Genomic DNA, 24,126 nt, shown 5'->3' on the forward strand with positions numbered 1-24,126 from the left:
ACCGAAAGTCTCAAATCGTTTACGTTTAGCAAGTCTTCAAATCAATTTATACATAAAAAAGCACCTTGGTATTTCTTAATCCGAAATATCAGGGTGCTTTGTAGCAATAAATCTATTTAATTTTTGAAACTTCTTCTAAGAACCACTTGTTAAATGCCTGTGCATCAATATCGACACAAACGCTAGCGTTAGTCTTACCATCATGATAAGCACCACGAATGTCCCCAACAGTTTCGCCAATTGCGGGACCATCGGTAATTACATCAACCCACATATCCTTTGTAGTGATTGCTTCTGGGTGAAGTAGGTAGAAAATGGTGTTTACATCATGCATGGCAATTCCATCATCGCTGTTGTCACCATCATTGATGATAATGTCATGAAGCATCTTACCAGTTTCGTTCATATGCTCCAATTGTGACAATGAGTCAGGAGTTAACAAGGCCTTCATGGTAATGTCTAAACCAACCATAACGATTGGAATCCCTGATTGATACACAATTTTAGCGGCGTCTGGATCAGTAAACACATTGAACTCAGCAGCTGAGGTCATGTTGCCCATTCCAAGTGAGCCACCCATGGCAACAATCCGTTCGATGTGATCCTTAACTTCAGGATACTCACTGAATAGCAATGCAATATTGGTATATGAACCAGTTGGCACCAAAGTAATTGGTTCATCACTACTCATAATTTCATCACGAAGAGCTTCAACAGCGGTCTTAGCTAAAGGAGTTGGCAGATCCTCTGGAAAATCATATCCAGGCATCCCTGACTCACCATGAATCCGGGCAGCATCTTCAAACTCTTTGATCAATGGCTGTTTAGCACCAGCAGCAACTGGCACATCTTTATTGAAGAATCGGACAATCTTTTGAGCATTTTTAGTTGTCTTATCAACAGTTACGTTCCCCGCAACAGTGGTAATCAACTTTAAATCAATTTCAGGATCATTCAATGCCATTGTCAACGCTGCGGCATCGTCAATCCCAGGATCAGTATCCATAATAATTTTAATTGTCATCAGATTAATCCCCTTTTAAAACCAGATTTAGTTCAATTAGAGAATTGTACTCAAAACCAAGTCGCACATGAATAGCACACCCAAAATCCAGGTTGCTCCAGTCAACTCATTACATCTTTTTGCGGCAACTTTCAGTAATGGGTAAGCAACAAATCCAAAGGCCAGTCCAGTAGAAATACTGGTGGTAAATGGAATCAAGACCACAATTAGAAATGCTGGAAACCAGTCAGTAAAATCATACATGTTGATTGCACTCAACTGGTTCATCATGATTGCTCCAGTAATAATAATCACTGGGGCGATGGCAGCCTGTGGCACAAATGATAGCAATGGTATGAAAAACATCGACACTGCGAACATTGTCCCGGCAACAATCGCCGTAATTCCAGTTCGACCTCCACTTTCAGTGGCAGATGCACTTTCGGCAGCAGCCACAGTTGGACTAGTCCCTAATATTCCTGATAGAAAAGCAGTTACAGAACTAGCCTGAAATGCCTTTTTAAACTTGTTATGACTTGGAATAATTCCTTCAAGCAACCCCATCGACTCAAACACTAAAATCATCGTCATCGAAAATGCAGCCAACACAAACGGAATCGTCAGTACATTACTGAAATCCCCTTTGCCTAATATCTGACTGTATTTATCAATATCTGTAATTGAAACATTGGGCGTTGCTTGATCCTTGATGTTGAACACAATTCCGAGAATTGAGGTAACTGCGATTCCAATAAAGAAACCTCCAGTTACGTTTCTAACAAATAAAAATAGGGTCAAAACCAAACCAAACAGCGCAAGAAGCGCTGCTGGTTTAGTTAGGTCACCAATTGCCAATATTGAAGTTTTCCCAGCTTGAATCAATCCAGCTTTCTCCAGACCAATCTCAACCAGGAATAGTCCAATTCCAGCAGTGATTCCTGCTTTTAATGCATCCGGAATCCCCTTCGCCAGAATCTCACTGACCTTTGTAAAGGCAATCAGTACATATACAATTGATGAAACCATAGAAATCGTCACTGCTTCTTGCCATGACAATCCCATGTTTACAACGACAGTGTAGGTAAAGAATGCGTTGACTCCCATTCCCGGGGTTAAAATTACTGGTGCATTTGCCCAAAATCCCATGATCCAACAACCAATGAAGGACGATAAGATCGTAGCAAACACACTTAGATCAGCGGAAATTCCTGCATCCTTTAAAATCATCGGGTTAACGATGATAATGTAAGAAATCGCAAAGAACCCCGTAATTCCGGCAATTATTTCTCGTTTCAATACCTGCTTATCGGCAAAAGCTTCGCGTAAAGAAAGCTGATTAGCCTTCTCTATTTGTTGTTTGTTGTCCAAAAATAAAACCTAACTTTCTAAAATTAGCAATTACCAAACAAACAAACCAACGATTCCGGCAGACATCAATGATACTAAGATACCTGAAAGTAACATGATACCAACGTTCTTACTGATCAAATCGTTCTTTTCCTTGTCAACGATTCCCTTGAAGGCACCGATGATCATACCAGTAGTTGAGAAGTTAGCAAATGATGTCAAGAATACTGTAAGTTGTGCTTGGTAGTGAGGCGCAAAGATATGAGTGTTGTTAATGGTTGAAGCAATCTTACCCATAACAACGAATTCGTTAGTAACTAACTTAGTACCCATGAATTGAGCAAAGTCAAAGGCGTGTGATACATCAAGACCCATTAACCATGCGAATGGGAACATAAAGATACCCAAGATGTGTTCCAAAGTTAACCATGGGTTGAATAATTGAAGAACCTTATCGATTAATGCAGCTAAAGCAACGAAGGCGATAACATTTGCGGTAATGATAAGAATCAAACGACCAGCACCCAGAATAGAATCACCCAAGAATGAGAAGAATGGTTCTCTGTGGCCGTCTGCAGATACATCCCCAGCTTCTTCAGCAGCTGCATTTGAAGATGACATCTTAGCGATTGTATCTTCTTCTGGAGTAACTTTCACTGGGTTAAGCATATTAGTAACAATAATTGCGTTTAAAACGTTCAAAGGAATAGCAGTCAAAACGTATTGGCCAGGAACCATTTGGGTATAAGCACCAATGATTGAGGCAGTAACACAAGACATTGACATTAAAGCAATCGTTAAGTTACGACGAGCACTCATTTGTTTCAATTGTAGAGTTGAAACGGCAATGGCTTCAGTGTTACCTAAGAACATCATTTCAACAGCAAAGAATGATTCGAACTTTGGTTGACCAGTGATAAATGAAAGGCCACGACCAACCCATTTGATAACCCAAGGTAAAATTCCAATATAAGTCAAAATATCGAACAATGGAACAATCATCAAAATTGGTAGCAATGAACTAGTAACGAAGTCCATTTGTTTTACATGAACCCAGCTTGGTAATGCAAAGGCAATACCTGTGTATGAAACTTGAACTAACCAGTTGAATCCATCGGCTGCAGCTTTAACTGCATCACGACCCCATGAGAAGCCTGTCAAGATCCAAGCAAAGAACAAGTTAATTACTAAAACAACAATAATTGAGCGCCAGTTAATGTCTTTCTTGTTCTTTGAGAACAGGAAGGCAATTCCAAGGTATACAAAAACACCAAGAATATTGACTAATAAGTACATTTCATTATCCTCTTTTCATTAATAAATCAAATCCAAATGTATAAGTGCAAAAACGTTCTGCTATCCCCCTTATTGATGGATTGGTTTTATTGATTAAACCCGATGATTTAGCGCAAGTTAAATAAACTCACGAAGGAAGCTGTGACCATGATTTTTATCGGCAACTTCCACATTGAAAAGCTCGGCAACTGTTGCACCGATGTCCCCTAGAATCCGCCTGATTCCGAGTGACTTTCCAGCTCGGTTAGATGGCAGATAGACAATCAAGGGTAAGTATTCCCTAGTTGGTGACGTAGGAAAACTCATGTCATTAGCAAATGATGATGTGATGATCAGCATATCTGTGCTAAACATCTCATTCATTAATCGTTGAATGTGCCCGTCAATTTGAATAAGCTCATCTAAATACCCCCGCTGATTTGCGGAGTTAGCAAGCCGTGGCAAACTAGACATGCGGGCATAAATCAACCCGGAACGCTGTCTGATGGCTTCGCGATGCATTGACCACCACACAGAAACATCGTCATTTACATGAACGTTTTGGGCCTTGATTTGATTGGAAAAGTAGCTTTGGTAATTCGAAAGCAACAGGACATTATTATCCACCGGATTAGCCTCAACGACCGAATCCAAAACACTGGTAGTTCGGATACTTGATTGATAATCCAGCATTTCCCTTAAGCCACTGTGCATTTCATTATTAGGTGCTGTAATTTGAATCTTACCGTAGTACCCAAGTGGGTCCTCCACTACTGGTAACTGAGAAACTAGGTTCTGATAACGAATGCTACCTAATCCTAATTCGGTCAGTGTTGGTAAAGTGATATCTTCCGAGGTATCTGCAAATAGATGTCCTAGGGTATCTGCACCGACTGAATCAAAGCGATTGGCATCCCCGCTTTCGCCAATTCCCAGTGAAGCCAAGTCCAAAATAATTACGCGCTTGATCTTCATAAATCTCATCTTCCCCAATCATTTCTTTATTATGTATCAAGGTAATCGTTCTTAATATTTAGAATAACCATAAACTAGCCAACTGTAAATAAACAATGTTTCAGATTATGGCTGAACGAATTCCCAACACCTCATGATTGCGCTTTCAATAATAACAAAAAATAAAAGGGTTTACAACCCAATACACCGAATTGTAAACCCTTTTTGCAGCCCCTGCCAAGGAACTAAATTATACCACAAATATTACAGATTATTTTTCTGTAATTCTCTAACTTTATCCAACTCCTCATTGAATTTATCAACCTTTTGCTGATAGTCTTCAATCTTATCTGGAAACTCAGAATTAAACTCGTCCAACCCGCGCATCGCAAACACTGACTCATAAGCATAAACATCATCGTACGCCTTAGTGAAGGATGCTAACAATGAATGTTGCTCTTCACCAGCTAGTTGCAACGCCATTTGAATTGTTCGAAAATCTGTGTAAGCCAACTCAAACTGGACAGCAACCGCTCGAATAAAGTCATGTTGAGCCTTGATGTGTAGGAAATGGTGGTTAACTGACCACGACAACTTTTCTATTGAATCCTTTACATCTAACATACTTATGTCTCCTAACCTAAATTAAGGAAGATTCCGCCTTCCATTAGCTCACTAACAAACTTCGGCACAGTATCAGTTCGGTTCCAATCACGCTGAAGTTCGCAAGCTAACTGGGAAATACTAGTTGGTTGTGCTCCGACTTGAACTACTCTTTGAATCGCAGTCTCGTGAGCTACCTTTGAAGTCCCTCCAACTGCATCCACAACTGGGAACACTTCGTATCCTTCATGAAGTGCATCTAATGTTGGGAATGTTAAGCAGGCTTCAGTCCATAAGGCGGCAATAATTATCTTGTGACGACCAGTTGCTTTAACCGCATCATTGAAGTCTTGGTCTTCCCAGGCGTTGATGGAGGTTCTGTCATAACTTTTAACCCCTGGCAATTGCGCCTTTAGCTCTGGAAATGTGTCCTTATTTCTCCCGGTTTGTACGTTGATAAAATTGTCGGAATGTTAAACGCATTGATCAATTTTTGAGTCACAACAATATTTCTCATTAACGTTGCTCTATCAATCGAATTAATTGACTCAATTTGAGTTGGTTGATAATCAATCACCAAAAAACTGAGTCGTCTGGATTCATCAAAATGTCACTTTTGCCGTTACGTTTTGCCATACTTGTCATATATTTCACCCCTATATTTTTCTTCCCGAATGGTGCACCACCAAGATATCTAATATTCAAACACAATGCAACTGAAAGCGTTTAAACGCCTACGTTATAAGGATGAATTATATGCACAAAAAATAGACTTAAGTTTTGTTTTTCTAAAACTTAAGTCTATCTATTCAGTGGAAGGGTTATCTTTTGGGGTTGCTACCCGCTTAATATTTAATGAAATGTTCTATCGCCTCAATTAATTCTTATTGATTGACGCATCCGCCACAAACTTCGAAACCAATGTCTTTACGTTCTTGATTCATTTGCCGTGCTGTCAACCTTATTTAGATCGTTGTACAAGAAATCTTTTTAAAACGTGAACCATTTTCTCAACCTACTACAAGGGACTTCTCTTAGTATATTATCTAATATTACTTCTTATAAGTGTTCAATAGTAGATCTTTTAATCCGGCTAGTTGCAAGCGACCTCGATAACAGTTTTTTCGTCTTATTACTTCTAATCAGGTATTTAGCAATTAGCCTTTAAATAACACCGTTTAAATCTTTTAGTTTTCAAATGACAAGTGTGAAAATGTTGTCCAAAGCAGGTTGTAAACCCCTGTTACTTTGAATCTATTTCCCTTCCTTGACTATATAATATCATATCTGTAAGCGGTTGCAAGTATTAGAACTCACTTTTTTAAAAGATTGATAACTAGGAGCAATGTTCCCCACAAAATGCCTACAAATAGCAAGATCTAGCCAATTGGTAATAGCCAGTTCAACTGGTGAAGTGCTCCAAGTGAGTCTGCATAGCGACTAACTTCGAAGATTACTATACTGGCGATTCCTGAAACGATTAACACTGTCGGCATGTATTTTGGCAAGCTATCACCCCTTACTTTTGTATACAAAAACTCCAGCAGCTGATCAGCTACTGGAGTCTCTTAATTAACGGAAAATAAATCTTAGTGGGTCAAACGCAATGAAACCAAGAACGGCAATTCCGATGACAGATAAAGTAACGATAACCGGCATTGACTCTGATACAGTTGTGGCACCCTGGCCAGTTGTGCTGTAACGAACGTTCTTCGTAGGCGTTGTGATTGTTGCCTTCTTACCTGAAGCAGGAACAATTTTACCACTATTTTCTTTTTGTTTTTGAACCTTTTTGTATAACGCGTTAGAAAACGCATTTAAACTTACTAGTTTAGTTTTGTTCTTCGCAGCTGTTTCATTATTGCTAATTTCAAGTGCCGAACTTAATGGACTCTTGATGCTGCCCTTCTTGCCATTGCCATTAACCTGACCTAAACCACGTTGTGATAGGTACTGGCTAGCAGCAGCTTGTGAGGCGGTGTTTCCATTAGTAGCAGTTTGCCCTTGGCCTTGTGTTGTGGCCGCGGTTGAGCCTGTTGTTGAACTAGCATTTGTATTTGTATTTGCATTTGGTTGGTTAACTGTTGGTGTTGAGTCAGCTAAACTGCCCCCCGGCAATAACTGATCAATAACGGGCTTAACGCCCTTTTCAACTGTTGAACCAGTGGCCGCAGAACCACTTTTTCCTGCACCAACCATCGCAAATCCATCTCCTGTTGAGGAGCTGTTTTTATTTGCAGATGATTGATTTGCAGCAGCGCCAGTACTATCAGCTGCATCAGTAGAACTGTTTGCTGATGAAGAATTAGTAGCTGAGCTACTGCTTGAGTTTTGGCTACTGTCACTCACACTACTTGAGTCGGCAGTTGTTCCGCCGATTTGGTTGTTTGTGGGATGACTATCGTACGTTGTAGTGGTGGTTGTTCCATCATTAGATGTCGTACTTGCAGTCTTGGATTCATTATATTGTTCGACTTTTGCCGCATGATCGACATTTGTACTTTCATTGACACTAGTCTGTTTTTGGTATTGGACTTCAGTGCTTGAGTCACCACCTGAGCTGGCGAATACTTGGTCAGTCGATCCCCCCGAAACGACTGGACTAAGTAGTAATGCTGCGGAGGTGGAGCACAACACGGTAATCCACTTGAGATTTTTTCTCATAGCGATTCCCCCTCGGAATGTTATACTCATCCAACTAGAATACTACATTAGAATTGGTGCAAATTCAAGTAGTTACCCAAGTTTTAACGTTGTGTAATACGAATGTTACATTCCAGTGTTAGTCTGTACACTGAAAACAAATTTTGAGGAGAATTGAATATGCGAAAAACAATTATGTTGATGGCATCGTTGAGCCTCACATTAATGGCTACGGGGGCAGCTACTGCCAGTGCCAAGGCAAAGACAAGCAATGTAACTACTACACAAAGTAGTTCTAAAAAAAGCTCAACTAAAGATCAAAAGAAGCAGCCGGTCGTTGAACCAGCCGAATTAGTTAAAACTTCTGAAGTCGATCAAGAACTTCCATACCATCTTAAATCGGGTTATATTTATACTAGCTCTACTTTACAAAAACAACTTGGAAACGTCAAAACTCTTGGAAAAACAACTTGGTACGTTACCAAAAAAGGAGTTATCGACCGTTCTGCTCAAGGCAGCGGAAACTCAGTTTTTTACCAAGTAAAAAGCGGTAATGGTAAGCAAACTGGCTGGGTATGGCACGGTAATCTTCAATCAATTTCTGAAGGAACGTTTGATATCGGAATGAAAAACAGCGATTATTTCAACAAACAAAATATCATTACACTTGGGGATTCAATTACCCACGGCTACGATGGTTACGAAACTCTCGAAGGTATGGGTTACCCAAATTGGTTAGCACGTTACCTAGATACTAACGTTACTAACGTTGGTTACAACGGTGCATATCTTTGCCCAACAGAAAGTGCATCGACCGACGGTGATTTAACTACTGTTGTGAACGCCAACAACTTTAAGAATTATGGTGTTGCAACTATTGCCTATGGTACTAACGATTACGGTCATACCGATAGTAATCTGGATGCCCTTAAAGATACGTTAGCTCAAAACATTCGCAAGATGCGGTCACAAAATAAGAAGTTGATCATCTACGGAATTTTGCCACTTACTCGTTACGATTACAAGGAAAACTCTGACGAAACTATTGGTAAAGGTGGTTACACAATGAACGAATTGCGTGACGCTGAAGCTGAAGTCTACAAGCAGTTTGATATCCCTTACCTTGACTGGCGCGACGTTGCCCCAGGCTTGATTACTGATTCAAACTACAAGAACCGTCTCTGGGACGAACGTCTTCACCCATCTGCAAAAACTTACCAGATGATGGGTCGCGATATTGCCAAGTTTATGATTGACAATTACCCAAAGGATCGAATTCCAAAGAGTAAGCAAACAAAGAAAACTACAACCAAAAAGACCACAACTAAAAAGACTGTTGCAAGTAAGACTACTAAGCATGTAGTTAAGACAACTAAAAAGTAGTTATTGAATAATCAATCCCATCAACTTAAATGTTGATGGGATTTTTTTGTACACAAAAAAACACCGGCCAGAAGGTCGATGTTTTTAATAATCACATTAATATTAGTTTGATGATGTAGTTGAACCATCAGTTGAATCAGCAGCACCGTTAGCGTATTGGCTTAACAAACTGTCGATTGAAGTAGTTGATGAACTGAAGGCAGAGTCTGGGAAGGCAACGCCTTCTGGATCTGTTCCTCCACCTTTAAGATCTGCTTTTGCTAATTGGACAAATAGGTTCTGCAAATCATTGGGTTTATATGCCGCATTCGTTTCACCAATCTTCTTTTCAATTGATTTGTAATCAATTGATCTTTGATTTAGGTAAATTCCAGCTGCCGCCTTATCAACCTCTGCACCTAGTAACAACTTACTATTGAATCTGAATGATTTAGTAGATTCAACACTGTATGGAAGAGTGACAGTACTACCTAACTTTACATTGTTTGCAACCTTATCCCCTTGGAATGTTACGTGAACAACTCTGAAGTTAACCGTGCCACCAAGAATTGCATTTGTTATTCCAGATAGTGCACTTGATAGCCCTGATGTTAATCCACCCAGAATATTGCTACTATCTCCAAAAGCAGTAGCACCAAGAATTGATGAAAGATCGCTTGATCCACCTAGCGAATTAGTTCCACCTAACAGTCCAGAAGCATTAGGTTGACCAGTTGCTGAAGCGGTTGAAACTGGACGACCACTTGTGTTGGCCGTGTACTCAAGAATATAAAATTCATTTAATCCTGCTGAATTAACAGCATTTTGAATATCAGTACTACTGTAAACTTGGTCTTGGGTCTTGGCGTTAGTTGCTGTTGCAGAAGCTAACTTCTTAAGCTTGTTACCAATTGCCTCGGTAACACCATCTTTACTTGTAACCACAGCATTTTGGCCAACAGGATCACCTGGAAGTGTGCTGTAGTTCTTTGTGTTTACAGTAACTGAGTATTTAGGTGAAACACTGAATAAGTTAGCTTGGTTCTTAGTTACAGTAAAGTTGATTTGACCACCATATTGAGCAGCAGAAATTGCTGAATCATTTGCTGAGTGATCAGCAGGAATGCTGTAACCAGCAGGTACGTTGGTTGCCACTTGCCCGGCAATGCTGGTACCTAAGAAGTTACCAGCAGTTTGGGTCTTGTAGTTAGGATTAGTGAACGTATGTGATGAAACAGTCTGACCATCACTAGTTACGTAGTTAACCTTAACTTGATCTTCATTAACAACAGTTTGGCCAGCTTTTACAAGGTTGCTTGCTTTAACCCAACCATTTGCTGATGGAGTTGTAGCATCTTCAACGTAGTAGTAAGTTGCATTACTGTCGCGACCATTAGTCTTAGTCCCCATACCAGTAACCTTCAATGCATCTTTCTTAGATGCTGACGTTGAGTTCTTGTTTCTACCCTTACGGTATTGAGTCCAGTCTGGTTGTACGTAAGTCAATGGGTCTGACTTGAAATTGTATGTAGTTCCAGCAATATCACTTGGTACTGAACTTTGCTTGAATGTTGAAGTGTAAGTTAATCCACCTTTAACATTACGAGTATTGCTTGCAGGATTTGACTTGCCAGCATAAATCCAGCCACGGTATTGCTTATCAAATGAAACAACCTTCATGTAGTATGAACCGTTGCTTAACTTAGCAACTCTGTAACCACGGAAGTAGCTTTGACCAGCATCGCTCTTGCTCTTTAAACCAGATAAAGTGGTCTTACCAGCAACAACTTTGGCACCCTTTAGAACACCAGCCTTGTTGTATAAGGCATTACGCCCATTTGATAAATAGTTACGATCATTATAATTATTGCTTAAACTCTTGTTAGATGTCACACGAGTTCTTGCACTAGCACTTGTAGGATTTGTTGAAGCAACAAATGCAGTCACGCCAAGAACGGCGGCACTAAACAAAACTGCTTTCCCAATTTTGTTTTCATATCAATATACCTCCAATATATTATGTCTCTAAAACATCTTCATTATATAACGCGAATGTCTCCAGCATGTTACGATTAAATATCATTTAAATGAAATTTAATGTAAAAAAACACCCAGAAAGCTAGTGCACAACTAGTTTCACGGGTGCTTGTATTTTTAATTCTCTAATTTTTTAACCCGAAACTTCACTAAAAAAATTAGTAAAATTAGGACAACCACACTTATTATATAAATAATTATTCCTAGTTTAAACCCAACAGGTGTATATGTGAAAGTAACTGTGTGTTGACCTGCATTGACAGGAATTGAAATAAACATATCTGCCCATTTCTTAATACCAACCTTTTCGCCATCAACCTTAGCAGTCCATCCCTTAGAATATGGGATTGTAGTTGTCATCATTCCACCATTAACGGTCGAATTTATTGTTCCTTCCAGCTTATTGCTAGTGTGCTTAGTCACATTATACGAACTTTTTTTTAATTCATTTGCAAGTTTGTGAACTTTATTATTGTCAACTGAGAATAAACTTACTTCTTGAATCGGTGCCCTACCATAGTTTGGAGATATTTGAAGCTTAACAAGCCTATCCTTATTACCAGCAGATGCAATATTAAGCTGCGTTTCCTCTTGTGATGTTCTATACTGAGTTAGCATTTTACCATTAACCTTGTACGACAGCAGGACATCAGTCATCCTTGGACCTAGTGTCATATAGTATGAATGATGCTTTTTCATTCTAATCGTTAGGGTGACTGAAGCTGATTCTGTTGGATTTATTTTCTTCAGTACCCCACCTTCCAGATTAGGAATGGGTTCAGCGTTATCGTAGGAAATATTTGAATAATTAATTGGTTGTACAATTCTACCAATCTTAGAATCAAGTTGAGTTGCAATCTGGTTTTGATAATCGATAGTGCTACCAGAATTATTAATTGGGAACATATATTGATTTCTTGACATAAACCCTAAGGGTAGTGCGTCTGGATTTTTATGGATATTCACATAAGGGGTTCCATCCATTTTTTTATAATTATCAATGTCTGGTCTGGATGTCAACGGTGTCAGGAACTCCTGAATTTTTCTCCTAGCGGATTTTCGTCCATCTTCTCTTGATGAGTACATATATTTCATTCCAAGCAAAGAATCTGTAAATGTTGTTCCATTAGCATACACAGCGTAGTAAACACCACTAGGATTACCAGTGTTATTGTAAAATTTTGTGGTATCCGTTTCTAATGTTGAAGAAAATGCAGAACCACCATTATAGTTGCTGTTTAGAGCATCGTTTCTTGTTCTACTAAAAGTTTTCTCAGTTCGATAAAAGCCGCTATCCTTTGCTTTAACAACACCATTTGCTTGGCTCATTATTTTACTAAATTCTGTATAATCATCTTTCCTTAAGTAGGTCAGCTGATTTAAAGATAAGGCCAAATTACTTCCCATTTCCAAAACAACAATTACTAATAAACCAATTGGAAAGAGCCTCCGTCGCTGTTCAGATTTACTTGCAAACAGGAATAAAAGTCCCACACTTAATGCAACGAACGCAACTGCAATTATTACTTTCCAAACACTTAAGAAAGTAAACTTCTTCAAGAAAATTGCTATATAGAGCAAGCCGAGAGCTATAATCCCGGTAGCAATAAATAATGGTCTTTTTTCCAAACCGGTCTGACCAATCTGGTGTAATGCTTGGAGCGCAACCACGATCATAAAGAAAGATACAATAAATGAAAATCTAAATGGATACCAGACCGGTGCTGCTAGCCCATGCCAAAGTAAATCTAAAGGCAAAAATGACAGCGACAAGAAGAATAAAATTGAGAGAACTGCATTTGCAATCTTCAACCTTAATTCAGTTTTTGAATTAGCAAAAGAATAAATAAATAAAATGATGACTAAGGCTCCAACAAATAGGTTGGCAGTTCCCGATGCCAATTGATTAAAACTAAATGATCCGTCGACAAATTTGGCAATCATATTTACTGGATTAAATTCAAATCGCCATTTTACCGTGCTATGGGCTAAGTTGTTTTTACTACTTTTCAATGCAAAATAAGTAGGAATTAGAACCCAAGCTGCTAACGCACCGCTCACCAGGGAACTCACTAACCATTTACCAATCGTTTTTAAATAAGACTGACTTTCATAAGCTTTGGCTAAAGACATAATCACAATATATGCACTTACAAAAATGGCAATCATCCATCCTATGTAATAATTTATCATCAGCATCAATGCTAATGATAGTACATAAATGATTGGTGACTTGCCGTGCATTATTTTTAACAGACCCCAAAAGATAACTGGGAGCAGAATAGCTCCGTCAACCCAAATAGTATTCAGCTGATTTGCAACCATCCACCCAATTAAAGAATAAATTGTTGCAAATGAAACAGCAACCAAACCTGGTCTTTTATACATCTTCAAAAATAAGAAGCCACTAGTTAAACCGGCTAATCCGTATTTTAAGATAGTTATAATCCCAATAACACTTGGTAGTTTACTAATCGGAAATAATAATATCAGAAAGTTAAGTGGACTCATTAAGTAATAAGACCATGTTCCTAACATATCACCCCCCAGAGCCTTGCCGAAGGAGTAGAAGAAGCCACTAGGATTACTTAAAAGAGTATGTCTAAAATATGCAAAAAAATCAACGTACTGTTGTGCCATATCCACAGTTAAAACTGAAGATCCACCAAAAGGAGCAAACCCTCTATAGATAAAGTAAATGCTAGTAATCAATATTGGCAAGAAAAAGCTCATTGCTAATATAGTCTTTTTTGAATTCATATGTGCATCCTTTCAAAATTAATACCTTCTAATAATAACATGAAAAAAAATGTAGAAACCAGTATATCAGACAAAGTAAAGAAATAGTAAAATATCCAGCTATGTGTCCTTTTTATTATCCTTGAATTTGCACTTAAATTGTAAATTCAAGGATAATAAAAAAACAGCGAGGAATTCCTCGCTGTGTTAATGATTTGAGTTTAGAATAACAAGTTTGCAACGCTCTTCGGAATACTCTTTGACTTTGCTTTAACGCTATTTGGAACGCTAACGTCATTAATCTTATTCAAACTAGAATATGTACCCTCAGCTTTAGTGCTTACCTTAACCTTAGATTGTGAATTCTCATAGTCAATTTTGATTGTTGATTTTTGTGGAAGATAAGTTTTGTTATCAACTCTGTACTTCACAGAAAATTTATTGATCTGAATACCTTGAACTGCTGTCTTTGAACCTCCAAGTTGATCGGATAAAACCTGTTTAGCTACAGATTTAGCTTTCTTACTTGAACCAGAGTATGACATAACAAAACTATTTCCATCTTTTTTTGTTTTCAAATCATCCTTCAAGCCTTTAATTGCTGAAACAGATGACCTACCGATCATTTCCCCTTTAATATTTTTAACAGTCAGAGATGACTCCTTAACAGGATTCTTGAACCATTTCTTTCCCATTTGAAGATACATAATTAAATTCCAAGTGTAAAAACAATAAACTAAGAATAAACGTAACCACTGGTTGAACTGCATCTAAAATACTGACAACTGCGGATGGAGCAAAATCCAAGCTGTGGAGAAGTAGCAAAAACGGTAAAATCGTTCCCACCACAATAACCGTTCCCATTGAAAGCACTGTGCTTACATGGATTGGTGGAACTCCGGTCCAAAACGGATGTCTAATATTAAAGAACAGACTACCAATAATCAATGCCCAGCCCAAAACAATCACTGGAGAATGGTCTTTGGTAACAGGCTTTGGTAGTACAACGTAAAACGCTGCCGTCAATCCTGAGAAGATTCCCCAAATCAACGCATTCAGTGGAATTGACAATTCATGAACATTTCCATGAGTGATTGCTAAGAATACTCCAATCATTGCAATCACAAATGCAACTACATCGCTCCGAAGTGGCACTTGTTTTTGAAAAATCAGGCTTCCAAGAACAATAAACAGTGGGCTTAAATATTGCAAGATAGTTGCCGCAGCTGCATTTCCAGTCTGAACCGCAAAGTAAAACGTGTAAAGGTTGGCCATTAAGCCAAAGATTGCGTAGGCAAGTAGCCATCCTACGGAGCGCCATGATTTAAAAACATCAAATATCTTCATTCGATACTTAGCAAAACTAATAATCAGTAAAATAAAACCAGCAAAGAACGTTCTCGTCGAAAGGTACCAATCCGCCGGAATGTTCTCCCCCTGTGAGATAATTTGTAATACCGTTCCTGAGATTCCCCAGAAGGTTGAGGCAAGAAGTGCTAGTGCAATCCCCTTGCCTACATGCTTTTGAACAATTTCTTTTTCCATATCTATCACCAATATATGTAATCTTTTTAAATTTAGAAATAAACAACCTGTTGATTATATCAATTCTAAATTAGGAATTTACTAGAGTTACGCTAACAATTTTCTAATGTTTAAGAGCAAAAGAAAAATCCTTCCGCAAGGGGGAAGAAGGATTAGTCCCTGGCCATACCACGACTGGTGTGGCCAGTGTTATAAAGATAAATTAACCAACATAATCAGTGTTACCTGGTTGTTGTGGTGCTGGAATATCTGAAGCAGCTACTTCGTAACGGTCAAATACTAAGCGAATAGTAGTACCGTACTTAACACCCATATTTGCATCAGTTGTCTTTTTGCTGTTAAAGTTGTAGAAGTAAACCTTACCTGTAGAGCTTGACTTACCAAAGAATCCATTCAATTTAGCATCGTCTTTGGTAGCACTTGCAAGTTGATTTTTAGATACTGTTGCAGAATCAGTACCCTTAAAGAAAGTTGGTAAACTATTTGCGTATACATCGTCATTTACCATAGTATCTGCTTTACCAGTGAAGGCTTTTTGTTGATCTGCAGTTAACTTAGGGAAACCTGCGGCAAAATCAGTGCTCTTAAGGCCATCAATATTAGTACTCTTTGGATCACTGTAATTAAATGAAACCTTTGATGTTGCTGCCTTTTGAACAGAAACAGTTTGAGTCCCACCAAATACAGCATCCTTATTTACCAGGCTAACAACCATGTAACCAGCAGGTACATTGGCAGTTGCAAATTCACTCAATGATTGGTTCTTAGTGTTCTTGAATGAGCTTGAAGCTTGTTGACCTTGCTTAGTAGTTGTAGCAGTTGTGATAAATGTCTTGTCTGCGTTAGCGATAGTGTTGTTGTTTGCTGCATCAATGTAAGTAACCTTTACACTGTTGTTTGCAGTGGCTGCAGGTTCATTACTTACTGGAGCTGCACTCTTCACATAATCTTTGCTTACCCAAGCGCCATTGATATCAGCGTTTGATGAAGCGATTTGGTACCAAGTATCTCCTTGGCGTGAACGAGTAACTGCTTTACTTACAGTGAAAGTTTCGTTCTTGTACTTATCTGAGTTAGTGATGATTGAACCAGATGCGTCCTTTGAACGACCAACTTTGTATTGAGTTCCTTGTGGAGCTGCATAAAGTACAGTGTTTTCAGTGGCACTAGTGTTAGTTAGGTTAAACTTAGCACTTGCTTCTGGAGCTTGAGCCTCCTTGGTAGTTGCGTATTGGGCAACTCCACCGGCAAACTTAGATGTACTCTTACCGCCGTAGATCCATCCACGAGTGTTTCCATCGAAAGATACGATCTTGTAGTAAACTGAACCGCGATTAGTTGTTGCTACTTGGTAAGCACGGAAGTTGGTGTTAGCCAATCCCTTAAGTGTGCTCTTTGAAGCAACTACGCGAGCGCCACGTAATGTACCTGCTTTAGTGTATAAGGCGTTAGTGCCATTTACAGAAACGTTGCGTGAGTTAACGTCACCTGACATTTTTTGGTTACTTGTAACCTTTGCATATGTCTTGGCAGATGCGTTGTTTGCGTTTGCTGTACCAGCAACAGCTACAAATCCAAGTGCAGCCATGCCGACAAACAATGATTTCTTCAAATTGTTTTTCACGATAATCCTCCGACTTTGTGTATTAGTTTTGTGAACCTCAAAGTTCGCTAATAAGCATAGCACTCATTTATCGAATCAAAAATTACTAAATAAAGACAATGATGTTCCATAATTACGGCAAGATTACAAAGAAAAGACAATGTTTTAAAACCTAAAAGAAAATCTAAAGGCGCTTAAAATTTCACAAATTAGTCACATGTTTTTCGTACGCTATTACTAGCCTCTAGGGATATATGTAACTGCTTTGTGACAAAATGAATCTCCGCAGATCAAACTATGATTTGCGGATTTTTTGTGCACAAAAAAGGATAGCCATTCGGCTATCCTTTTCTTAAATCTATATTATTTGCTTGAGCCGTAATTGTTAAACATAGTTGCCCAGTTTGAAGGTAATACACCGTTCAAGTCATTAGTCATGTTATGCTTTTCAACTTGGTAATTTACAGCTAGATCTTTTGAACCAAACTTAGTTGATCCAGAAATTGAAGGGTTTGTGTAGTGCCATACTTGGTATTTAGCATTTGTGTTAACTGCATTACCATCAGTAACAGGTGCTTGAACCTTAGCATCGTCATTGTATAGAACATAGAAGTCACTTAATCCAGCAGTCTTCAATGCTGCAACAAGTTGATCCTTAGTAAATTCTTGGTCTGAAACGCCACGAACTGATGATAAGAATGAGCTTCTTAATGTTGTAAGGCTTGCTGATTGGTTATTTGAACCAACAACATAGGCGTTCTTATCTGTCATATCTTCAGAGTTTACAGTTGTATGACTACCGCTATTGGCAGGGTCAGAACTTCCTGTATAAAGCTTTATGCCTTGGAAAGCTTGGTTTGCAGCTGATGGGTAAACAAGAACTTTAACTTCCTTACCGTAAGCAGCATTTTGTAAGTTTGCTGAATTAGCAGCCTTTTGAGCATCAGTTAAACCACTGAATGAGTATGAACCTAAGCCACTAACTTTGCTAGTCCAGTATGAAGGCAATGCTGTGGTAGTTGTGCTAATCAATGAATCAGTTCCATCAACACGGTCGATTGTTGCCCATGCGTTTGAGTCCGAGCCACCCTTGGTTACTAAATTGCTACCAACAGTCTTGTTGTTAGATGCATCCACAAACGTAACCTTAACTTGGTTATCAGCAATAGTTTCAGCTGGAGTTGAGTCTGCCTTAGTCAATGCACTTTCTAAGATCCAACCATTTGCAGCTGAGTTCTTTGAGTCAGCAGCAGTGATGTGAACCCATTGATCGCCTTCACGGGTACGAGTACCAGTTTGGTCAATCTTGAATTTAGCATCTTTATATGGAGTTGAGTCAGTGATTGCACGACCAACCTTGTATTGTGTCCATGCTGGAGCTTTGTAAGTTACTTGTGTACCGTCGTTTGCAGTCCCCACACTCTTAATAGTGTATGTACTGTTCTTCTGGTCATCACTTACTGAGCCAGCCTTGAACGTATCATATGATGAAATTCCCCCATTAAATGATACAGTACTCTTACCACCATAGATCCAGCCACGGTAGTTACCGTCAAATGACACGATCTTGTAGTAAACAGAACCACGGTTGGTTGTTGCTACACGATATGCACGCCAGTTCTTTTGTGATGATTTTGATGCTGAAAGATCACTTAATGTAGCTTTTGATGCAACTACTTTAGCACCTTTCAAAGTACCAGCCTTAGTATATAAGGCGTTTGAGCCATTAACATTAACGTTACGAGTAGTAGCGTCGGTTGTTAGTGTCTTGTTTGATGCAACCTTAGCATATGACTTTGCAGATGCTTGGTTAGCACTTACTGATCCTGCAGCGGCAACGAAGCCCAATGCAGCCATTCCTACGAATAATGATTTCTTTAAGTTGTTTTTCACTTTATATTCCTCCAATTGAGTAACCTCAAAGATTGACTTAAGCATAGCACGCATAATTATTAAATTGGTTACACCAAAAACACAATTAAGGGCCTAAATTACATAAAAATTACAGCAAAAAGACAATGTTTTAAAACCTAAAAGAAAATCTAAAGGAGCTTAAAAATTCACAATTTCGTCACATTTTCGGTTTACGATAATTGACTTTTAAAAAGTGTTTCCTATTTTATCAGCGTTTACCTGAAAACACACCGCTATTTGTCATAGCTTATCAATGTTAACTTTTGTGAATTAATTATCAGTTATCAAACTTGCAATTCCTGATTTTTTATATTTATTCCTTTATTCAAAAATAGTAATAATCCGATTACTTCATTTCACCTAAAACAGAGTATAAAAAAAGCAGCTAGATGGGTTACCATCATAGCTACTTTCATAATGCTTACTAGTTAGTGCTAATGCTATCAAAGATTGATTGCCAGTTAGCAGGTGATTGTAGTAAACGAACTTTGTTGTTCTTCTTCTTAGTAACGTTGTAGTTGATACCAACGTTAGTGCTACCACCCTTAAGATCACCAGAGATGTTCTTAAATGTGTAGTGCCATACTTCATATTGTAGACCATAAACAGCGATGCTCTTAGCGTCAGTAACAAATTTCTTACCAAGGCCTACAACTACGCCACCGTCCCAATATGAAACGTAAAAGTCATCAAGACCGGCTTTCTTCAAAGCAGCGGTAACTTGTGCTTGAGTGACAGCTTGACCTTTGTCAGCTTTGATCAAACTAAGAACTGTTGCCTTAGCGTCATTGATTGACATTGCTTGGCCAGTTGATGGTGAGTAGATAAATGCACCTGCTTTACCCAAGTCATCCCCATTAGCAGCACTTACAGTAGTACCATCTGCTTTTGCGGTTGCTGAAGTATTTAAAGTAATATCAGCAAATGCTGGTGTAGTAGATTCAGTAGTATCAGTTGTGGTTGATGATGAGGCCTTTGTTAAGCCGCTTTCAAGAATCCAGCCGTTAGCAGCTGAGTTCTTGCTGTCAGTTGCAGTGATGTGAACCCAAGTATCGCCTTCACGGGTACGAGTACCAGTTTGGTCAATCTTGAAGGTTGCATCCTTGTATGGAGTTGAGTCGGTGATTGCCCGACCAACTTTGTATTGTGTCCATGCTGGAGAAGTGTAAGTAACTGTCTTATTGTCATTAGCAGTCCCAACAGAAGCAATCTTATAAGTATTGTTCTTTTGGTCGTCGTTAACAGTGCCAGTCTTAAAGGTATCGTATGAAGTTAAGCCCCCGTTAAATGAAGCGGTGCTCTTACCACCATAGATCCAACCACGATAATTACCATCAAATGAAACTACTTTGTAGTAAACTGAACCGCGGTTAGTCGTAGCAACTCGGTACGCACGCCAGTTGCTCTTTGATGTTTGAGCAGTTGATAAACCTTTCAAGGTACTTGTTGATGCTACTAAACGTGCACCTTTCAAAGTACCAGCCTTGGTGTAAAGTGCACTTGAACCAGTAACGTTAACGTTTCTAGATGAAGCGTCAGTTGTTAATGTTTGGTTTGAAGTTACCTTTGCGTATGATTTGGCTGAGGCTTGGTTAGCACTCACACTGCCAGCTACGGCAACGAATCCTAATGCTGCCATCCCCACAAATAGTGATTTTCATATTCAAAAATTCCTCCTGTATTTCCCTAAGAATATAATCTATTGTACACGCTTGAAATCCTTGTGTTCATGGCATTTCAGTAACACTTGTGTGACAATATTTCCATTCACTAAAGAAGTTCTAAAGCACCCCCCAATTTTAAGTTCGCCTTAAGTTAGACCCAATATAATTACAGGAAACTCAGTGTATAAAAAAATGGTCGTCCAAATGGACGACCATTTTGCGTTAATTTATTTTGGATACCAAATGTTGCCGAATATTCTACCCCATTGTTGAGGAGTAACTCCAACTCTTGGAACCCGTAATTTCTTCTTGGTAACAGTGTAGTTAGCTTCAAGATTCTTACTATCTACCTTGCGATCACCTGTTAAGTTCTTCAATTGGTAATGCCAAATTTCATGTTGGATTCCCATTACTGGTCTAATTGCTGAATCCTTGATAAATGACTTACCAACTCCGGCAACCGGTCCCCCACGCCAGTAAACTACGTAGAAGTCTGTCAAGCCGTAGTCTTCAAGGGATTTAACAATATCAGCATCCGGAACTGTTTCACCAGTCTTACCCGATATTCTATTCAACGCTGATTCCTTAAGGTTAGCCATTAAGCCACCCACTTCTGCTTTGTTTGAATATAGGTAAGCGCCTTAGGTAATGATGTCTTCACCCTTTGTAGTATCTGTTGCTGTGATGTGAACCCGCTGATCGTTTTCACGAGTACGAGTTCCTACTTGGTCAATCTTGAAAGTAGTGTCTTTATATGGAGTTGAATCCATTATCTGACGCCCAATCTTGTATTGAGTCCATGCTGGTTGTTTGTAAGTTACAGTCTTACCATCATTGGCAGTTCCCACGTTAGCAATCTTGTACTCACCACTAGTTTGCTCTGCAGTTGGAGTTCCCTGCTTAAATGTTTGGTAAGTGTTGATTCCACCACCAAAGTTAGCAGAAGATTTGCCACCGTATATCTATCCTCGGTAAGTCTTATCAAAAGAAACTACCTTATAATAAACAGATCCACGGTCAGTTGTTGCAACTCGGTAAGCACGCACATTTTTCTGTGAGCTGTTAGAAGCTGCTAAGCCTTGTAATGTTGTAGTTGTAGCAACTTTCCTAGCTCCACGTAAAGTTCCAGTTTTATCATATAAAGCATTTGATCCTGTAAACGTCACGTTCCTGGTTTCAGGAGCGCTAGTCAATGTCCTGTTCGATGTTACTTTGGCATAGCTCTTTGCATCGGTCTTATCTGCGGCGACTCCACTAGCAGCTACACAAAGTCCTAAAGCAGCTGTTGATATGAGTAGGGTTTTCGTAAACTTTCCTTCCATGGTGTTATGCCTCCTTATATTAAATCCACATTTCCTAGGTACATATATAGTTTAACAAGTTGCATTATAAGTTATCAAACTTTACGATTACATAACAATTACAATATGTTAAAAACTATATGCCTAATAGTTATAGCTCAGAACACAAAAAAGAAGGCGGTGCTTCAAGCCGCCTTCTTTCGTATTAGAGGGGTATTCTATTGTCGGAAATGGTGCTTCAAGCCATTTCGTCGGGGGGAAATGTTATTTTGATTTGAACAATGTTGGCCATTGATCAGGAGTGAAAGTTCGTGCGAGTGCGCCATTCAATGGCACTTTAACCTTAGTTGTCTTATAGAATACTTGTAAATCGTTAACTCCAGCCTTAAATGACCCTGTAATGTCTTTATTAGTTTCGTCATTTAAAGTGTAGTGCCAAATTTGAAAGTCACCGACAAGCGGATATTGTGTTAATTTCTTATTAGAATTAATGTATCCTTTAGGTGCTTGTAAGTTTCCGGCGTTGTTATAAACAACATAGAAGTCAGTTAGACCGGCAGCTGTTAACGCATTTTTTACAGTATCCTTACTAATAACTTGTCCAGGATCTCCCATTATTTTACCAAGCATACCATTCTTAATGTCATTTACATTACCCATAATTGTTCCATTTCCTGAAACAATGTATGCATTGGCAGCGCTAACTTCGTCTTTCGCACCAGCAACTGCTGTGTGTTCAACACCAACTTCATTCCCAGCTTGCGTATTCAACTGAATACTGTTGAACGCAATATTATTTGAAATTGCCTGAACTTGTAAGTTCACAGAACTTCCAGTAGCTGTACGAGCTAACGTAGTTTTTTCAGCACTTGTTAGAGTACCACCATCAACTAGCTGGTATCCCGTACCAACCAAAGCGCTTGAAATAAGTCTTTGAATTCCAGTTGTATGTGAATCAGGCAGAATGTCATTAGTTCCTAACAACGTTCCCTTATTTGCACCAGGAACTTTATAGTCAACTGTCTTAACAGTGTGAGCATCAGCAGCAGTAACTAAGTTAATTCTTACTGTATCAGCAGGAATTCGGTCTGTCGGTGGAGTCACTTCAGCCTTAGTCAACCCGCTATACAAGATCCAACCATTTGCTTGGTTGTTCTTTGAGTCTGTTGCCAAGATGTGTACCCATTGGTCGTTTTCACGAGTTCGAGTACCAACTTGGTCAATCTTGAATGTTGCGTCCTTGTAAGGAGTTGAGTCAGTGATTTGACGACCAATCTTGTATTGAGTCCATGATGGCTGCTTGTAAGTTACAGTCTTGTCATCGTTGGCAGTTCCTGGGTTAGCAAACTTAAATGTCCCATTCTTTTGGTCATCAGTCATTGTGCCACCCTTGAAAGTGTTGTATTGACTAATTCCACCTGCAAGGCTTCCAACTGTCTTACCACCGTAGATCCAACCACGATATGATTTATCGAAAGCTACAACCTTGTAGTAAACTGATCCTCTATTAGTAGTAGCAACTCGGTATGCTCGGAAGTTTTTCTTTGAGCTATCTGAGTTAGCCATTCCTCTTAGAGTGGTTGTAGTAGCAATCTTTCTTGCTCCACGAAGTGTACCAGCCTTGTTGTAAAGTGCGTTTGAGCCAGTGAATGTTACGTTCCGGCTGTCAGCTTCGCTTGTCATTGCCACGTTTGAAGTTACCCGTGCATATGACTTTGCGTTTGTGTTATCTGCATTTACTGCAGCAACTCCTGCGTACATCCCCAGTGCAGCTGCAGAAATTAGTAGTGTCTTCTTTATATCCATAATCTTATAGTCCTCCTAAAATATTTCTTATTCCTTACTACGCTTTTAAATTTAGCACCATAACTAAATAGTTTCAATTCAAAACTATTTAATAACAGAATCTTACTATTTTCTTCACAGAACATTCACAATTAGACACCCGTACAAAACTATTCGCTTGTAAAAGTAACGCTTACAAACGTTGATGTGACAGCGTTTTGTTCTTAAGACATTCCTGTTCAAACTTTTTTCACATTTTCAATTTGGTAACTCAACAATGTAAAAAACAGATTTTTTGTTTTCAACCTCTTCCTCTTGTAACCTAAGGGTGGAAACCAATTTCTAACACTC

At 39.0% G+C, this 24,126-nt stretch carries 19 protein-coding genes and 1 pseudogene; 1 reads left to right on the forward strand and 19 read right to left on the reverse strand.

The features are described from left to right. Positions 1–112: 112 nt before the first annotated feature. The 8 genes and pseudogenes from rihC to PL11_RS01715 form a co-directional block, all read right to left on the reverse strand. On the reverse strand, positions 113–1,024 hold the full coding sequence (gene rihC / locus PL11_RS01685; protein ID WP_035165910.1) for a ribonucleoside hydrolase RihC: 912 nt from the start codon (positions 1,022–1,024) through the stop codon (positions 113–115). Positions 1,025–1,060: 36 nt separating this feature from the next. Further along, complete coding sequence (locus PL11_RS01690) at positions 1,061–2,371, reverse strand: NCS2 family permease (protein WP_035165912.1); 1,311 nt, start codon at positions 2,369–2,371, stop codon at positions 1,061–1,063. A 30-nt stretch (positions 2,372–2,401) separates the two neighbouring features. Beyond that, the gene (locus PL11_RS01695; protein ID WP_035165915.1) at positions 2,402–3,646 is read right to left on the reverse strand and encodes a NupC/NupG family nucleoside CNT transporter; all 1,245 of its coding nucleotides are present in this window, start codon (positions 3,644–3,646) and stop codon (positions 2,402–2,404) included. Positions 3,647–3,763: 117 nt separating this feature from the next. After that, a complete protein-coding gene (locus PL11_RS01700; protein ID WP_035165917.1) occupies positions 3,764–4,600 on the reverse strand; it encodes an alkaline phosphatase family protein in 837 nt (278 codons plus the stop codon). A 243-nt stretch (positions 4,601–4,843) separates the two neighbouring features. Next, entirely contained in the window at positions 4,844–5,203 is a 360-nt protein-coding gene (locus tag PL11_RS01705) for a hypothetical protein (RefSeq protein ID WP_035165918.1), read from the reverse strand. A gap of 11 nt (positions 5,204–5,214) precedes the next feature. Then, a pseudogene (locus tag PL11_RS01710) lies at positions 5,215–5,827 on the reverse strand (hydrolase). 734 nt (positions 5,828–6,561) lie between these two features. Further along, positions 6,562–6,690 (reverse strand): hypothetical protein, encoded by a 129-nt coding sequence (locus PL11_RS10435; RefSeq protein WP_257787907.1) that lies wholly within the window; start codon positions 6,688–6,690, stop codon positions 6,562–6,564. A gap of 64 nt (positions 6,691–6,754) precedes the next feature. Next, on the reverse strand, positions 6,755–7,846 hold the full coding sequence (locus PL11_RS01715; RefSeq protein ID WP_035165920.1) for a hypothetical protein: 1,092 nt from the start codon (positions 7,844–7,846) through the stop codon (positions 6,755–6,757). 159 nt (positions 7,847–8,005) lie between these two features. On the opposite strand from PL11_RS01715, the gene PL11_RS01720 reads away from it, so the two are divergent. Continuing rightward, positions 8,006–9,208, forward strand: coding sequence for an SGNH/GDSL hydrolase family protein (locus PL11_RS01720; protein ID WP_237047503.1), 1,203 nt, complete (start codon positions 8,006–8,008; stop codon positions 9,206–9,208). A gap of 102 nt (positions 9,209–9,310) precedes the next feature. On the opposite strand, the gene PL11_RS10315 is transcribed toward PL11_RS01720, so the two are convergent. From PL11_RS10315 to PL11_RS01775, 11 genes are all read right to left on the reverse strand, one after another. Next, complete coding sequence (locus PL11_RS10315) at positions 9,311–11,158, reverse strand: hypothetical protein (protein WP_191982077.1); 1,848 nt, start codon at positions 11,156–11,158, stop codon at positions 9,311–9,313. Between the two features lie 183 nt (positions 11,159–11,341). Next, a complete protein-coding gene (locus PL11_RS01730; RefSeq protein WP_035165922.1) occupies positions 11,342–13,984 on the reverse strand; it encodes a YfhO family protein in 2,643 nt (880 codons plus the stop codon). A 200-nt stretch (positions 13,985–14,184) separates the two neighbouring features. Next, positions 14,185–14,733: a DUF6612 family protein gene (locus PL11_RS01735; RefSeq protein WP_335621932.1), complete on the reverse strand. Its 549-nt coding sequence runs from the start codon at positions 14,731–14,733 to the stop codon at positions 14,185–14,187. Then, entirely contained in the window at positions 14,627–15,508 is an 882-nt protein-coding gene (locus tag PL11_RS01740; RefSeq protein ID WP_052127647.1) for a DMT family transporter, read from the reverse strand. The genes PL11_RS01735 and PL11_RS01740 overlap by 107 nt, the downstream gene beginning before the upstream one ends. A 202-nt stretch (positions 15,509–15,710) precedes the next feature. Next, positions 15,711–17,132, reverse strand: coding sequence for a hypothetical protein (locus PL11_RS10320; RefSeq protein WP_035165925.1), 1,422 nt, complete (start codon positions 17,130–17,132; stop codon positions 15,711–15,713). Between the two features lie 342 nt (positions 17,133–17,474). Next, on the reverse strand, positions 17,475–19,004 hold the full coding sequence (locus tag PL11_RS10325; RefSeq protein WP_191982078.1) for an S-layer protein: 1,530 nt from the start codon (positions 19,002–19,004) through the stop codon (positions 17,475–17,477). A 445-nt stretch (positions 19,005–19,449) separates the two neighbouring features. Beyond that, positions 19,450–20,664: a hypothetical protein gene (locus PL11_RS10510; protein ID WP_052127649.1), complete on the reverse strand. Its 1,215-nt coding sequence runs from the start codon at positions 20,662–20,664 to the stop codon at positions 19,450–19,452. A gap of 252 nt (positions 20,665–20,916) precedes the next feature. After that, positions 20,917–21,288 carry a hypothetical protein gene (locus PL11_RS01760; protein ID WP_035165927.1) on the reverse strand — a complete coding sequence of 124 codons (372 nt, stop codon included), beginning with the start codon at positions 21,286–21,288 and terminating at the stop codon, positions 20,917–20,919. Positions 21,289–21,330: 42 nt separating this feature from the next. Continuing rightward, a complete protein-coding gene (locus tag PL11_RS10480) occupies positions 21,331–21,537 on the reverse strand; it encodes a hypothetical protein (RefSeq protein ID WP_052127651.1) in 207 nt (68 codons plus the stop codon). Positions 21,538–21,651: 114 nt separating this feature from the next. Beyond that, on the reverse strand, positions 21,652–22,011 hold the full coding sequence (locus PL11_RS10485) for a hypothetical protein (RefSeq protein ID WP_052127653.1): 360 nt from the start codon (positions 22,009–22,011) through the stop codon (positions 21,652–21,654). A gap of 243 nt (positions 22,012–22,254) precedes the next feature. After that, complete coding sequence (locus PL11_RS01775) at positions 22,255–23,796, reverse strand: hypothetical protein (protein ID WP_052127654.1); 1,542 nt, start codon at positions 23,794–23,796, stop codon at positions 22,255–22,257. Between the last annotated feature and the right edge of the window lie 330 nt (positions 23,797–24,126).

Source organism: Lentilactobacillus curieae, assembly GCF_000785105.2.
GTDB classification, from domain to species: domain Bacteria; phylum Bacillota; class Bacilli; order Lactobacillales; family Lactobacillaceae; genus Lentilactobacillus; species Lentilactobacillus curieae.

Bases quoted from the DNA above. Each gene is read 5' to 3' on its own strand.
- rihC (WP_035165910.1), bottom strand. From the start codon at position 1,024: ATGACAATTAAAATTATTATGGATACTGATCCTGGGATTGACGATGCC.
- PL11_RS01695 (WP_035165915.1), bottom strand. From the start codon at position 3,646: ATGTACTTATTAGTCAATATTCTTGGTGTTTTTGTATACCTTGGAATT.
- PL11_RS01700 (WP_035165917.1), bottom strand. From the start codon at position 4,600: ATGAAGATCAAGCGCGTAATTATTTTGGACTTGGCTTCACTGGGAATT.
- PL11_RS01705 (WP_035165918.1), bottom strand. From the start codon at position 5,203: ATGTTAGATGTAAAGGATTCAATAGAAAAGTTGTCGTGGTCAGTTAAC.
- PL11_RS01715 (WP_035165920.1), bottom strand. From the start codon at position 7,846: ATGAGAAAAAATCTCAAGTGGATTACCGTGTTGTGCTCCACCTCCGCA.
- PL11_RS01720 (WP_237047503.1), top strand. From the start codon at position 8,006: ATGCGAAAAACAATTATGTTGATGGCATCGTTGAGCCTCACATTAATG.
- PL11_RS01730 (WP_035165922.1), bottom strand. From the start codon at position 13,984: ATGAATTCAAAAAAGACTATATTAGCAATGAGCTTTTTCTTGCCAATA.
- PL11_RS01735 (WP_335621932.1), bottom strand. From the start codon at position 14,733: ATGCAGTTCAACCAGTGGTTACGTTTATTCTTAGTTTATTGTTTTTAC.
- PL11_RS01740 (WP_052127647.1), bottom strand. From the start codon at position 15,508: ATGGAAAAAGAAATTGTTCAAAAGCATGTAGGCAAGGGGATTGCACTA.
- PL11_RS10510 (WP_052127649.1), bottom strand. From the start codon at position 20,664: ATGGCAGCATTAGGATTCGTTGCCGTAGCTGGCAGTGTGAGTGCTAAC.
- PL11_RS01760 (WP_035165927.1), bottom strand. From the start codon at position 21,288: ATGGCTAACCTTAAGGAATCAGCGTTGAATAGAATATCGGGTAAGACT.
- PL11_RS10485 (WP_052127653.1), bottom strand. From the start codon at position 22,011: ATGGAAGGAAAGTTTACGAAAACCCTACTCATATCAACAGCTGCTTTA.
- PL11_RS01775 (WP_052127654.1), bottom strand. From the start codon at position 23,796: ATGGATATAAAGAAGACACTACTAATTTCTGCAGCTGCACTGGGGATG.